The sequence below is a fragment of the uncultured Desulfosarcina sp. genome, assembly GCF_963664155.2.
Classification (GTDB): domain Bacteria; phylum Desulfobacterota; class Desulfobacteria; order Desulfobacterales; family Desulfosarcinaceae; genus Desulfosarcina.
This window is the reverse complement of record NZ_CAXXXH010000001.1, coordinates 1,934,210-1,947,933: the sequence shown is the minus strand read 5'-3', so window position 1 is coordinate 1,947,933 and position 13,724 is coordinate 1,934,210. Positions and strand designations below refer to the sequence as shown.

General features: G+C 51.6%; 15 protein-coding genes. 11 read left to right on the top strand and 4 right to left on the bottom strand.

Going from position 1 to position 13,724, the window contains the following annotated elements; all coding sequences use genetic code 11:
- The first annotated feature begins 226 nt into the window (after positions 1-226).
- The 9 genes from dctP to ACHZBS_RS08780 all read left to right on the top strand — a co-directional run bounded on the left by dctP (position 227) and on the right by ACHZBS_RS08780 (position 8,684).
- Positions 227-1,369 (top strand): TRAP transporter substrate-binding protein DctP, encoded by a 1,143-nt coding sequence (gene dctP, locus ACHZBS_RS08820; RefSeq protein ID WP_319406129.1) that lies wholly within the window; start codon positions 227-229, stop codon positions 1,367-1,369.
- A 152-nt stretch (positions 1,370-1,521) separates the two neighbouring features.
- Positions 1,522-1,983 carry a TRAP transporter small permease gene (locus tag ACHZBS_RS08815; RefSeq protein ID WP_319406128.1) on the top strand — a complete coding sequence of 154 codons (462 nt, stop codon included), beginning with the start codon at positions 1,522-1,524 and terminating at the stop codon, positions 1,981-1,983.
- A 56-nt stretch (positions 1,984-2,039) separates the two neighbouring features.
- Positions 2,040-3,359, top strand: coding sequence for a TRAP transporter large permease (locus ACHZBS_RS08810; RefSeq protein ID WP_319406127.1), 1,320 nt, complete (start codon positions 2,040-2,042; stop codon positions 3,357-3,359).
- 67 nt (positions 3,360-3,426) lie between these two features.
- On the top strand, positions 3,427-4,206 hold the full coding sequence (locus ACHZBS_RS08805) for an SDR family oxidoreductase (RefSeq protein ID WP_319406126.1): 780 nt from the start codon (positions 3,427-3,429) through the stop codon (positions 4,204-4,206).
- Positions 4,207-4,247: 41 nt separating this feature from the next.
- The gene (locus ACHZBS_RS08800; protein ID WP_319406125.1) at positions 4,248-5,810 is read left to right on the top strand and encodes a long-chain fatty acid--CoA ligase; all 1,563 of its coding nucleotides are present in this window, start codon (positions 4,248-4,250) and stop codon (positions 5,808-5,810) included.
- A 240-nt stretch (positions 5,811-6,050) separates the two neighbouring features.
- Entirely contained in the window at positions 6,051-6,455 is a 405-nt protein-coding gene (locus ACHZBS_RS08795; protein ID WP_319406124.1) for a VOC family protein, read from the top strand.
- 27 nt (positions 6,456-6,482) lie between these two features.
- Positions 6,483-7,748: a hypothetical protein gene (locus ACHZBS_RS08790; protein WP_319406123.1), complete on the top strand. Its 1,266-nt coding sequence runs from the start codon at positions 6,483-6,485 to the stop codon at positions 7,746-7,748.
- A gap of 2 nt (positions 7,749-7,750) precedes the next feature.
- A complete protein-coding gene (locus ACHZBS_RS08785) occupies positions 7,751-8,170 on the top strand; it encodes a Zn-ribbon domain-containing OB-fold protein (protein WP_319406122.1) in 420 nt (139 codons plus the stop codon).
- A 133-nt stretch (positions 8,171-8,303) separates the two neighbouring features.
- Positions 8,304-8,684: a carboxymuconolactone decarboxylase family protein gene (locus ACHZBS_RS08780; protein WP_319406121.1), complete on the top strand. Its 381-nt coding sequence runs from the start codon at positions 8,304-8,306 to the stop codon at positions 8,682-8,684.
- A gap of 70 nt (positions 8,685-8,754) precedes the next feature.
- On the opposite strand, the gene ACHZBS_RS08775 is transcribed toward ACHZBS_RS08780, so the two are convergent.
- The 3 genes from ACHZBS_RS08775 to ACHZBS_RS08765 all read right to left on the bottom strand — a co-directional run bounded on the left by ACHZBS_RS08775 (position 8,755) and on the right by ACHZBS_RS08765 (position 11,142).
- Entirely contained in the window at positions 8,755-8,961 is a 207-nt protein-coding gene (locus tag ACHZBS_RS08775; protein WP_319406120.1) for a hypothetical protein, read from the bottom strand.
- A gap of 97 nt (positions 8,962-9,058) precedes the next feature.
- Positions 9,059-9,220, bottom strand: a complete 162-nt coding sequence (locus tag ACHZBS_RS08770; RefSeq protein ID WP_319406119.1) for a hypothetical protein — start codon at positions 9,218-9,220, stop codon at positions 9,059-9,061.
- Complete coding sequence (locus ACHZBS_RS08765) at positions 9,205-11,142, bottom strand: terminase gpA endonuclease subunit (RefSeq protein ID WP_319406118.1); 1,938 nt, start codon at positions 11,140-11,142, stop codon at positions 9,205-9,207. The genes ACHZBS_RS08770 and ACHZBS_RS08765 overlap by 16 nt, the downstream gene beginning before the upstream one ends.
- A gap of 460 nt (positions 11,143-11,602) precedes the next feature.
- On the opposite strand from ACHZBS_RS08765, the gene ACHZBS_RS08760 reads away from it, so the two are divergent.
- Positions 11,603-12,358, top strand: coding sequence for a hypothetical protein (locus ACHZBS_RS08760; RefSeq protein ID WP_319406117.1), 756 nt, complete (start codon positions 11,603-11,605; stop codon positions 12,356-12,358).
- Positions 12,359-12,633: 275 nt separating this feature from the next.
- Here ACHZBS_RS08760 and ACHZBS_RS08755 read toward each other — a convergent pair whose 3' ends face one another.
- Complete coding sequence (locus ACHZBS_RS08755; RefSeq protein WP_319406116.1) at positions 12,634-12,861, bottom strand: hypothetical protein; 228 nt, start codon at positions 12,859-12,861, stop codon at positions 12,634-12,636.
- Between the two features lie 200 nt (positions 12,862-13,061).
- Here ACHZBS_RS08755 and ACHZBS_RS08750 point away from each other — a divergent pair, with 200 nt between their 5' ends.
- The gene (locus tag ACHZBS_RS08750; RefSeq protein WP_319406115.1) at positions 13,062-13,550 is read left to right on the top strand and encodes a helix-turn-helix domain-containing protein; all 489 of its coding nucleotides are present in this window, start codon (positions 13,062-13,064) and stop codon (positions 13,548-13,550) included.
- The last annotated feature ends 174 nt before the right edge of the window (positions 13,551-13,724 follow it).

Here is a 13,724-nt window from a genome sequence, read left to right as displayed (position 1 = left end):
CCAATTATACTTAGGAAAATGAGAATTTGCCTTTCTCCATCCAAAAAAACTCCACCCGTTCAATGCCGGCCAGGCCGGAATTGTGCCCTATCTTTCATTTAAACCGACCGAGAAAACCTACAAGCACCCATATCGTTTCAGGTTTTGGAAAAACCCGATTGCGAAAGGCCATTCAGGCGGGTGCGGAAACTCATAATCTTTCAGAAAAACATAAGGAGGAGTAAAAATGGACAAAGAAAACAGAATTAGAGAGATTTCGCGCCGCCGGTTTCTGAAGGATGTTGTTCTCGGTGGGGCTGCTGTCGGGGCAAGCCTGACGATGTTTCCAGGGTTGCGTCCGGCAAGTGCCGCTAAGAAGGGCGTCTACACTATGAAATACGACTGTTATATCGGCGCCACTGCGGAACCGGCTCAGCTTGACAACTGGTTTCTGGACGAAATCGCCAAGCGGAGCGACGGGCGAATCGAGATCAAGAAGTTCTGGTCGGGCTCCCTGCACAAAGTCGGTGAGCATCTGCCGGCTATCAGAGACGGTCTTTCAGAAATATCACTAATCAGTTACGGATATTACCCATCCGCGGTTCCCTTGAGCCGCGGCCTTGAATGGTATTACCGGGGGTGCAACCATGCCGACAGCCTGCTGTATGTATGTCGCGACATGTATGATTCCACCCCGGAGTTGCGCAAGGAGTGGGAAGACCGGAACAACGCCAAGGTGCTCTACTTCACAAATTGGAGCTACTGTCCCTTTATTATGAAGTCGCCACTTCCCGATGTGGCTGCCCTCAAAGGGAAAAAGGTTCGAGGATACGGAATCGGTGCCGACACAGTCAACCGCCTCGGAGGGCAGGGAATGCCCATCGTCGCTGGCGAAGTATATACATCCCTGGAGCGGGGAATCCTGGACGGCGCATTTGCCTTCGCCTTCATTACCGCCGAAAAGATGAAACTGCACGAGCAGGCGCCCTATATTGTAGAAGGCGGGGCCGGTGCACATGCGCCAAGTACCGTTGTCATGAACCGGGGTCTCTGGCAATCCCTACCGGACGACCTTAAGGAAGTCGTGAGCCAGACTGCAGCGGACCTCTACAAATATCAATATCTTGAACTTTATACAAAGCTGACCGAAGAGAGTGTGGACAAAATGGTTGCGGCTGGAGCCAAGTTTTCAACCTGGTCAGATTCGGAAATTAAGAAAGCCGCCGAAATGGTCCAGCCAGCCCAGATCAATGAATGGATCGAAAAAATAGCAAAGCCCAATAATTTCGACGGCGTCGCATTTCAGGCAAAGGTCGATGCGCTTATTCAGAAATACGAGCCTGGTAAATTTAAAAAACCCTGGGAAATCTACCAACAGAAGTACATGTAAAATGCTTTAGGGGCCGGGTGCTCTTCGGAGGTCCCGGCCCCGTTGCCACCACCATCCACAGGGGAGAAAGTGTTACCATGGACAGACCGCGGAAACGGCTACTGGTCGAAAGACTCGCAGACCGATACAAGGTTTTTTGCACATATGCGGCCGTGCTGGCAGCATTCACAATTGCGCTTATGATTCTGAGCACAACGATGGATGCAACCGCCCGGTATGTTCTTAACAGCCCGATTCCCGGGGTTTTCGAACTAAACGAGGTCCTGTTGGTTGTTTGCGTATACATGGGTTTGGCCTGGACCCAAATCGAAAGAGGGCACATACGGGTTACAGCATTTTTGATGCGCTTTTCGGACGAAACCGAGGTCAAATTTGTTATTTTAGCTTGGGTGGTAACCTTCATTTTTATTTTCATATTAGCATACCAAAGCGCCATCGGCGCATGGGAGTCTTTCCAAATCCGGGAATTCCGTTGGGGCTCCGTTCAGATGCCGATATGGTGGGCCAAGGCGCTGGTGCCCATCGGATGCTGGATGATGAACATACAGCTTATTTTTGACATCTGGAAGGACATCGAGTTTCTAAGAGGCAGACTGCCCAAGCAGAGAGCCTGATGGAGTTGGCAGATCAAAAATTTGTTTTTTCATAGCGTTACTACGGAAGGTAATTAATGATGGATCCATTCTTGGCCGTAATGCTTAGCGTCCCCCTAGTTCTCCTAATGCTGGCAGTAGGAATCCCGGTTTTCGCTTCCCTCGGAATTGCTGGTTTTCTCGGTTGCGCCGCACTTTCCGGGATGGACATGGCTCTAATCCAGCTCAAGGTATTCCCCTATGTACAGTCCGCCAGCTATCTGCTGGTGGTCGTTCCGCTTTTTGTTATTATGGGTCATTTTGCCTTTAAGGCTGGCATTGGTAAGGATGTCTATCTCATCGGGAGAAACTGGTTTTCACAATTTCCAGCTGGATTGGGGGTGGCTACTATCTTTGGCAGCGCAGGTTTTGCCGCTTGTTCAGGGTCTAGCGTGGCAACAGCTGCAACAATGGGCGCAGTGGCGGTCCCGGAGATGAGGGCGCAGGGTTACGATCCGAAGTTAGCTTGCGGCATTGTCGCTGCCGGCGGCGTTCTGGGAATTCTTATTCCTCCCAGCGTCATTTTGGTTTTTTATGGTGTAATTACAGATACATCTGTTGGCTCTATGCTGATCGCAGGCGTCATTCCAGGATTCATTTCAGTTTTGATATATATTCTCGGATTGATGTTTTTGAGTAAAATAGAACCCACCTTGACACCCAAGCCGCTACAGGTTTCCTGGGGCGAACGATTCCGTTGCCTAAAGTACGGTTTGGGGGCATTTCTCCTTTTCTTCATCGTTGTCGGAGGAATTTACATCGGGTGGTTCACTCCGACCGAAGCTGCAGCAGTCGGTGCTTTTGTTTCTTTCTTGGCCATGGCCATCCGGCGAAATCAATTGAAAGAAACATTTTGGAACGCGCTCAAGGAATGCTTTGTATCCACACTGCGCACATCCTGCATGGTCTTTATCGTGATCGTCGGGGCCGGGTTGTACAGCTTTTTTCTTACCCTGGCCCAGGTTCCCCAAATGGTCTCGGCCTGGGTGGCTACGCTTCCGGTTCCACCCCAGATGGTTGTGGGCCTTTTTTTACTTCTCTATATCCCGCTGGGGATGCTCCTGGATTCCTTTTCGCTGTTATTGGTGACTTTGCCGATCATGTTTCCGGTAGTGGTCGAACATATGGGATTCAATGCACTGTGGTTCGGCATCCTTTCGACAAAACTGTGTGAGGTCGGACTGATCAGCCCTCCAGTAGGCCTCAATGTCTACGTTCTTGCGGGGGTGGTTCCCGATGTCCCTCTGGCAGACATCTTCAAAGGTTGTTTATGGTTCGTTCTTTTCGAACTTGTGGCAGCCCTGGTTCTCTTTGTTTTCCCACCGTTAAGCTACTGGCTTCCAATGACAATGAGGTAGAGCCCTAACGGTTCCTTTGTTTCAGGATACTAATACCGAAACCGGCACAGCTGGTTTGGAGGAGTGTATGAACAGGAAATTATCGGATTTGAGCGGGCGAAACGCCATTGTGACAGGCGGCGCACGGGGAATCGGCGCAGCTGCAGCCCTGGCTTTAGCCAGAGAGGGGGCAAACGTTGTCGTTGCGGATCTCATTGACGCCTCGGAGACCGTCAGGCAGGTCGAATCCCTGGGGCAAAAAGCAATCGCGGTGGAGACCAATGTCGCGGTGCAACAAGATGTCCGGCATATGGTGGAGCGGGCCATCGAAACCTTTGATCATATAGACATTCTAGTCAACAATGCCGGGGTGGTTCACCGGGACAGCCTGCTGGAGACCTCCGAGGCAACGTGGGACCGGGTTGTCGGTGTCATCCTGAAGGGGACATTCCTATGCATCCAGGCCATTTACCCCCACATGCGAGAGCGCAAATATGGAAAGATTGTCAACGTCAGTTCGATCTCCGGCATTATTGGCGGGGCGGTTTCAAAACTTGACGATTCTCCTGAAAAAATGCGTGGCCGTTCGGGGCCGGCTTATGCGGCGTCCAAAGGTGGTGTTATCACCCTGACGCGGTGGATCGCCAAGGATGTGGCCAAAGACGGCATTTTTGTCAACAGCGTTGCTCCGGGAGCCTGTGAGACGGAAATGACCAAGGGCTTCGACTACAATGTATCGATGCTGCCGATACCAAGAATGGGAACACCCGAAGAAATGGCAGCGGCCATCGCCTTTCTCGCTTCCGATGCTTCCAGCTACATCACCGGGCAGGTGCTCAACGTGGACGGGGGGTGGGTAACGGCTTAACTCATGTTCGATACCCACCAAAGATCACAAGGAGTGGATAGATGAATCTTAGCATGCTGCTGACCAAAACCGCACGGATTTTCCCGGACAAACCGGCGCTGATCCACGGCGACAGGCAGTTTTCCTACGCCCAGTTCAACGCCAGGGTCAATCGCCTGGCCAACGTGTTCCGGCGGCTGGGTCTCAAAAAGGGGGATAATGTCGCGATCCTTCAGTACAACTATCCGGAAACCTACGAATCCTTGTTTGCCTGTTTTAAATGCGGCCTGGGCGCGGTGCCAATCAACTTCCGGCTCCATCCCAAGGAGTTCGCGTTTATCATCGACCACTCCGAGTCCAGGGCGGTTATCCTGTCACCCGAATTTAATGAAGCAATCATGGCCGTTCGGGATCGGATCCCCCATGCGCACCACCTGATCACCTTGGATGGTGCCGCCGGCGAGCTTCTCGACTACGAGTCCCTGCTCAGCGAAACGACTGACGAGTTTTCCGACGTCGATGTCTCTCCAGATGATCTCGCTTGGCTTTTTTACACTTCCGGGACTACTGGTATGCCCAAGGGCGCCATGCTGACCCACCGCAACCTGCTTGCGATGACAATGAATTTTTATGCGGACATCGCCCCCGGGTTTTCTCCCAACGACGTGGTCCTCCACGCGGCACCCCTGTCCCACGGAAGCGGGCTATACGGGTTGCCCAACATCGGAAAAGGAGCGACCAACGTCATTCTGGCATCCAAAGCATTCAAACCGGAACTGGTGTTTCAAACCATTGAGGCGTTCAAGGTAACCAACATGTTCACCGCGCCCACCATGATCAAGATGCTCATCGACCACCCCGCGGTGGATCGATACGACCTGAGCTCTTTACGGTCGCTCAATTACGGCGGTGCGCCGATGCTGGTGGAAGATCTCAAGAAGGCCATCGAGAAGCTGGGTCCCTGCCTGGTCCAGTTGTTCGGCCAGGGCGAATCTCCGATGACCATCTCCTACCTGCCGCACTGGGCTCACCAGGCAGGCGGAAGCCCTGAAGCAATCAAACGCCTGGGGTCGGCCGGTTTTGCCCGGACGGATGTGGAGGTCAAGGTTTTCGACAAGGAAGAGAACGAGCTTCCACCCGGCCGGATCGGTGAGATCGTCACCCGCTCCGATCTGGTGATGAAAGGATACTGGAAAAATCCGGAAACGACCGCGGAAACAATCAAAAACGGGTGGCTGCATACCGGCGACGTCGGCTATCTGGACGAGAGCGGGTATCTGTTCATCATGGACCGTTCGAAGGACATGATTATCAGCGGGGGTGAAAACATCTACCCCCGGGAGATCGAGGAAGTCCTGATTCAACATCCGGCTGTCCACGAGGTTTCAGTGATCGGTGTCCCGGATCCGAAATGGGGCGAAGCGATAAAAGCGGTTGTTTCCCTGACAACGGGGATGATGGTTACAGAGCAGGAGCTGATAGATTTTTGTAAAGACAACATCGCCAGTTACAAGAAACCCAAATCGGTGGAGTTCGTAGACGAGTTGCCCAAGAGCAACTACGGTAAAATCCTCAAACGAGAACTTCGGGCGCAATATTGGCAAAAAAAAGAGCGCAACGTTTAACGAATTGCGATACAGCCAAAACCGATGCCACCAATTTCATAAGACGGTTTTTCCGCTACTTTACGGCAACGTCAATGGCGCGATGCTCAGAATCGTTGATCTTCACCGCGAGGGTGGCCAAGCAATCAGGCAGATGGCCGTCTATTCAGGGGGCTTCAACGGTGCATAACGGTCTGTATGATATCGGGAGGTTTTCGAGGAGTGTGGCCTAACCACTACCGAGAGCCGGAAGGAGTCACTATGGTCGGAAAAATCGATCACATCGGTATCGTCGTTGCGAACTTAGAATCCAGCATGGCCAGATACCAGACCATTCTCGGGTTGCAACTCAAGGAGATCGAGGAAATCGAGGTGGATGGCGCGATACTGAGGGTTGCTTTTTTCCCGGCCGGCGACACCAATATAGAACTCGTGCACACCATGGCAAAAAACGGTCTGGCGGCGGATTTTCTTCGAGATCATGGCGAGGGGATCCACCACATTGCTTTTGCTGTTGATGATTTAAAATCTATTTTCGATACCTTGCTTGGTCAGGGTGTATCTTTTCTCTGGGATCGGATCATTCCCGGATCGCGGGGATCGCAGGTTGCGTTTTTTCAACCCAAGGAATTCAACGGCGTATATATCGAACTGGTCCAGCGTTGATCAGATTTGGAATTCAGGAGGCTTGAAATGCTTAAAAAAAGAAATCTTGCCAGAGGTGTTGCGATTGCAGGCGCCGGCATGTCCAAATTCGGCATGTTCAGGGAAAAGAATTCAAAGGATCTGTTTGCAGAGGCATTCAGCGAAATGCTTTCTTCCGTGGACAAGGGGATTGATCCCAGAGACATCGACGCGCTGTACCTTGGAAATTTTTCAAATGACTTTTTCGTTCACCAGTCCCACTGGGGGCCTATTGTCTCGGATCTGGTCGGCCTGACTCCGAAGCCTGCCACCAGGACCGAAGGCGCATGCGCATCCAGTGCACTGGCATTTCGTGAGGGAGTTTTTGCCATTGCCTCTGGTTTTTACGATATTGTCCTGATTGGCGGTGTGGAAGAGATGTCCAAGCGGACTACTGAAGAGGTGGCTGAAGGCCTTGCCCTGGCGACCGTTCCATACGAAGGGGAGGTGGGATTTACTTTTCCGGGGGTGTTCGGTGCACTGGCAACGTCCTATTTTGCCAAATACGGCGCCGGTCGTGAAGACCTCATGAACATAACGATAAAGAGTCACAAAAATGCACCGCTTAATCCAAAAGCTCAGTTTCCCCTTACCATTAGAGATATTATGGAGACGCGTAAAAAGAGCGCGGAGCGCAAAGGACTGCAGGTACCGAACTGGAGTGACGAAAAGGCTTTTTTGTTCGACCAGTCGGTCAATCCCGTGGTAGCCTGGCCCATGCACCTTTACGACTGCTGTCCAATCAGCGACGGCGCCAGTTGCATGCTTCTTGTTGCTGAAGAGATCGTCCGGGACTTTACCGACGATCCGATTTATGTAGCCGGTATCGGTCAAGGTAGTGGCCGAGGGCTCCATGCCAGCGATTCGCTGACTTCATTCGAGGCAACGCGTTTTGCAGCCCAGGAGGCCTATGGCATGGCCGGATTGGATGCCGACGATATCCAATTTGCAGAGGTTCACGACTGCTTTTCAATGGCCGAATTGATTCATGTCGAAGATCTGGGCTTTTTTAAGCCGGGCCAGGGATTTAGGGCTATAGCTGACGGGGCAACGGCGCTAAACGGCTCGATTCCGATCAATACTTCGGGCGGCCTTAAGTGCAAAGGGCACCCGGTGGGTGCCACCGGCGCTTCCCAGATCTACGAGGTCTGGACTCAGCTCCGAGGTAAAGCGGGAAAAAGACAGGTTCCCAAGAATAATCTTCGTATTGGTGCGGCGCATAACCTGGGTGGCACCGGTGGAACCTGTACCTTCACAATACTGGAAAGGAGATAGACATGTCAGAAAATCGGGCGTTCAGTGATATGTCCTTTCAACAGTTTCTTTCCGAAGAGAAGCTGATGGGGTGCCGGTGTCGCAGTTGCGGTACTGACTACCTTCCTCCAAAACCGATTTGTACGAACTGCTTTAGCCGTGATCTTGAATGGGTCGAGATGCCTGAGACCGGCAAATTGGCGGCTTTTACTTGCATTACTGTCGGGCCTCCGGCTATGACTCAAGAGGGGTTTGGCCGGAAAAACCCATATTGCTCCGGTGTTATAGAGCTGGCCGACGGGATCCGGGTAGATGCGCGTATCCAAGGAGTCGACACCAAAAACCCGGAGGAGATCCGGGTAGGTATGCCCATGAGAACCGATTACATCCACCGGGAACTTAACGGCGTCAAGTCTACGGTGCTCGGCTTTCGACCCGCTTGAGGATTGTTCGGTAAGTAATCGGATTTTTAGATGTTTCATGATATTCACCACAAAGGTCGGGGAGATGATGCTGAGGCAATAATAGGATGGTAAAGTCTGGCTGCCAATTTTAACTGCATGGAGATCGTGTAAAATGGAACAGACACGCTTTGAAAAAGGATTAGAGACGCTTAAAAAAATAACAGGCTCATCAGGATCAGCCGTCGTTGAAAGCCTAAAAGATATAGCCCCTGAGTTAGCCGACTGGATAATCAACTTTTCATATGGTGACGTTTTATCTCGTACCGAACTGGATTTAAAGTCAAGACAACTTGCGACGGTTGCAGCTTTAACCGCTATGGGAACAGCAACACCTCAGCTAAAAGTTCATATCAAAGGGGCGCTGAATGTCGGCTGTTCAAAACAGGACATTATAGAGGTGGTTCTCCAGATGGCAGTATTTGCAGGATTTCCAGCTGCTATTAACGGAATTAATGCATCACGGGAAGTGTTTGAAAGCGAAGAATCGTCCTGACCATTTGAGTTGATAATATGGTGGATCCAATTGGATCCTGATCTGAAAATTCAGGTTTGCGAAGCGCCTTTCATGACTTCTTTCCTTCCCGGCGATTTCCGAGTGTCAGATCCTGGAAATACCGGTCCAGGTTGTCGGTGTGGGCATAATAGCGGTTATCGATGATCCGCACCGGCAACCCCCGTCTGACGAATTTCATGATCGTGTTTTCGCTCATCTGCAGGTAATCAATGATTGCCTGCTTGCCGATAAGAATCTGGTTGGAACTGGCTATCATCTTGATCCACCTCGATGTTCATGTGATACGGTTCCGGTTTCCCGGTGCTGGTAATGCTTGTCCCTCTGCTCGACCATCCACCGGTCCAGGTCGATGTTCAGCGCCCGCCAGGGCCCGATGCCGTTGCGCTTCCAGGCGGGCAGGTTTTCCTCGACGACCACAGGTTGATCCGCTTGGGATCCTCCCTGACATAGGCTGCGATTTCCTCTGCATTCTTGAAGCAGACCACGCGCAGGGCTTCATTCATCGGTTCAACCATCTGGGACGCTCGTAGACGATGCGACGGCTTTCAGGGGGTTCTTCCGGTCGCGGCCTGTCCGCTGCCTTTTTTTGCGAATCCCGCTTCGGCCAGAACGAAACCCCCAGGACCTCGTGGGCCAGCAATAACAGCGTTGCGCAGTCCCAGGCATGGTTCGGCCGTTCCTGCGGGTTCTCCCATACGCCCTTGTCGTTGATCCCCTCCACAGTCATCTGCCGGGCCCAGTCCTGGGTCAGTTGGCTGTGGTAGTGCCAGCATCCCGGATCCCCGGGGGCGATCTCCAGGATCCCGGCCAGCTGGTTCTTGAAATAGTTGGTGTCGAAGCGCACCAGTTTGATCCCGCCCGGGATCGGCTTTTTGGATCCCGGATAGTATTCCCGGTTGGAGTAGGCATAGGGGGTGGCCATGGTCTGCTTGCCCATGGTGGGCAGGATCCGGCCGCGGTGCATGCGGCAAAAATCGTAGACCTCGCTGGTGCGGTGCCCCATGGCGTCCAGGAGCGCCAGCCGGACCGGATACACCTTGCCATCGGTATCCCTGTACTGGTCGGCCCACAGCACCTGGGCCAGGGCCTCGAAGGTCGGCACCTTGCCTTCCCGGATGCCCCAGGAGGCGCGTTCGAACCCGTGGCCGAAGGCCCGGATCTCGTAATACAGGCCGTCATCCTGGGTGTCCCCGCCGGCCAGCAGGCAGGCCACCTGGCCGCCGGAAGGCACCCTGCCGCGCGGCCGGTCGTCGGCCAGGGCCAGGATACGGTCCTCGCTGCGCTCCACCGAGACCGTCAGCCACGGCTCGGCCGCATGGCCGTTGCGGAAGTCCTTCATCTTGTTGCGGTTGCCCAGACCTTCCAGGAAGGCATGGGCCACCTCCCACAACTTGACGAACGGGCTCAACCATGAGGGGATATGAAACCCGATGGTCACCGGCCGGATCGCATTCAATGCTGTCATCAGCGAGCGGCCCTTGTCCCGGTCCCGCCACTCGCCGGCCCGGACCGCCAGGTCCCGGTCCGCGTCATCCCACTTGGATGAACAATGGACGCATTCGTACCAGGCAGCCTGCTCGGCTTTCATCCTCAGGGGATCGCGCAGGTCCTCCGGCCACCGGATGTTCTCGAAGGTCATCTTCTGGTAACCATTGCATCCGGGACAATTTACCCAATAGTCGAACACCAGCTGGCACTCGGTGGTCAGCGCCCGCCAGATGGGACCGGTCTCCACCGACGGCGAACTGGTCCGCCAGATCTTGCGCATGTGGGCGAACGTCCGCGTGCGTTTCTTGGCTAGGTCCGTGGGACTGGCTTCTTTTTTGGTAGCGGTCTCCGGATACTTGTCCTCCTCGTCCAGGACCACATAGGGCAACGGCTTGTTGGCCAGCCTGGCGGCGCTGTTGGCCCAGGCCATGTAGATGATGGCGTTTTGCAGCCTGATCTTGTTGGAGGACAGGTCGTCGGCGTACCCGGTGAGGTAGGAGCGCAGCCGGGGACTGTCCTCGAACATGGGCCTGATCCGGTCGCTGCTGTTCTCCCGGGCCGTGTTCTCGTCGGGCATGACCACCAGGGCGTTGCCGGGCCTGCGGTCGACCGCATAGGCCAGGCAGGTGTAGTTGATCTCCGATTTGGCCGTCTGCGGTGCCGCGCACACCACGATCTCCTGGACCGAGGAAAAGAAGCTGGCGTCCAGGATGCCGGCGGCATAGGGCACCGTTGTATTCTTCCAGCGCCCGGGCACCGCCGCATCCTTGGGCAGATGCCGGTGGCGCTCGGCCCAGACCGACGGCCGGATGGCCTTTTTCTTTTTCAGCACCCGCCGCTCAGCCCTCGAGAACCGCACGGAGGAAACACCGCTGCCCAGCTGCTCGAGCTGTTCATCGGTAAGCCAGATAGAGTCAATTGCAATCGGTTGCTCAGTCAGGTTCAGCATTGTTTAGAATCCCTTTTGGATTAGAATAATTATCACTCTCGAAGCCAGCGAGATTTCGTGATTTGGATCGCCATGATCGAAAAAATGAATTGTGTTGGTTTTTGAAGGGTATATACTAAAAAAATAAATCGAACTGGTTTTCAGTACGTTCCCGCCATGAGTTTGGTATTCTTACAAAGAAGTTCATCTATTATTTTTTATGGCAAGCTGATGAATAATAATGGTTACATGAAAGGTGAATAAACCCTGTCCACAAAGGAGGGATGTATGGGCTCATCGAATATCAACAAAACAAGGATGTTGATCGTAACAGTCATAGTTGGGTCTGTGCTTCTTTCACTTATAAAGCTTATTTACCCACGAATCGACCCTTCGCAGACGGCATCACTTGTGATCGTTGTCTCTATCATTTCAGGTTTCATTATTGAAAAGTTAATAGGTAATAAGAAAGGAAAAAAGGATGATAAAAATAAAGACGATCAATAGTTGTCGAATTGTTTGTTTTGCCATCACTTTGTTGAGTTTAGCGGCGCTTTTGTCAGGTTGCGCTACAACACAGGTGAGTTCGGTAAAGCCGGTTGAGGTTCGTCCGATTCATATAATGCTGGACATAAGATCTCACCTATGGACCAAGCTCTTCAATCCCGGTGATGAGCCTGCCGGTTATGCAATGTATACATACGTATTGATCAACCGGAACGAGGCGGATTCGGCCGCGTGGAATCGATACAATGCATTGGTGAAAAATATATTCTCTTCGACCAGCGCGGTGACTGATTACAGCTCTGATTTCGACCGTTCATTGTATAATCTTTTTCTGATACCTTATGAATATAAGAAAGATGAAAATGCCGAGAGTTTAAATTGCATTTTGTCGAAATCAATATTGACCAGCATCGCAGCGTCCGTTCAAAAACAGGAATTACGTGAGTTGATCAACACTAACCCGGGACCTTTTTTGGTTTCATCTACAGAGCCAATCAGTGATAAAAATTATAGTGCAGACACAGAAATGCTATACTATGATTTAACGCGAACCAACGTGGATGCGATAGCAGAGGTCGTTGCAATATACAAAAATCGCCTGACCAGCGATGAAATCCAAGGAATTGAGCGATTCAAATCGATCAAGATATCGATACTTAATTTAATGTTGGACGCCGATGACTACATCAATATAGTAAAGGTGGCATATGCTGGATGGGTCAAAGATTGATGCCGTTCTTTAACCCCATAAATTTTCAAAGAGCTTATAGGGTAGTATCCATGTTGCTTCGTCTGTTCATTTATTCAGGATTAAAACCCAATAGACAGCGGATCGTTTTTACCGAATAGTATCCCGGCATTCAAAGAAGTACTTTCCTGGCGCACAGTACTTTCAGTTTTTTGAAATAAAATCGATATGGTCGACGCAGTCTTTCCGGTTTGGAAAAGCTCTCCGGGCGACATACCCGCCGGGCGCACACGCGCGCATCGCCTGCAGCATTTCCATCAGTCCCTCCTTTTCACGACGACACCGATCTCGTCCATGCGGCCGAACTCGTCGAGCAGCTCGTCGATCTCCTTGAGCACCTGGTCAAACACCTGCATTCGCTGCTGCTTGTCGTCCATGCGCGCCACCTGCTCCAGGTGGCCATATTTGGCCCGGGCCCATCCGCTCAGAGTGAAGCCCCGGTTGCGCAATTGCTCGGCGATTTCGATTCCTTGGGTTTTGTTCATTTGCTAAAGCCCTTTTGTTTTGCTATGTTTGGATTCGAACATCGTCTTGGTTCGATAACGCCTTTATTAACAATAAAAACAGACAATTAAATATCATTGCCCCTGTCTCTTGCCTTGGCCATCAAGGTGTGTGGCCTTTAACATTAAATACACAAATAGTTTATTCTGTCGACTTTAAAATCAACGAATGGTTAATTTTTATGCCTGGTGTGATCGACATTGAGGGTGCATTGCAAAGAATAAAGAGTATTCGTAATATCTCTAAAGATAAAGAAATCGCTATTTTGCTTGATTTATCACCACAGGATTTCAGCAATAGAAAAAAACGAGGCACATTAATTGATCCAATTGTCAGATGGGGAATAAACGAAAACGTTGATTTAAACTGGGTTCTAAATGGAAAGAAAATATCAAATAGAGAGGGTGAATCGACCCAAAATGTGTACCCAGAACCTCAAACATCAGAAAATTTGGGCGAAAACCAAAATTCAGTCTCGATTGCGGAACGCCGGAAAATACTTCAAAACCTGCGGGAAGGGATCATCTCGAATTTCGATGACAATGAAACAGCCCGCCAAATGATCCTGGGTATTGCCGAAATCGAAAAGGCGGATCGCGACCACTTCATGATGCTGGCTGGTGAAATCAGGGGGACAGTCCGGGCTCTGAGGCCGAAAAAAAGAGCGTAGAGGCACCTTGACCGTGGTTTGATCGTTTAATCGGGAGGCTGGGAAAGGCAGAAATTTAAACGTTTAAATCAGCCCGATACTACTTCCCGTGAACATAGTCAGGCTTTAAGAATAAATTTAAACAAATTGTGCAAAAAAAGATCTGAAACGCATCGTAAAATAAGTCCTTAAACA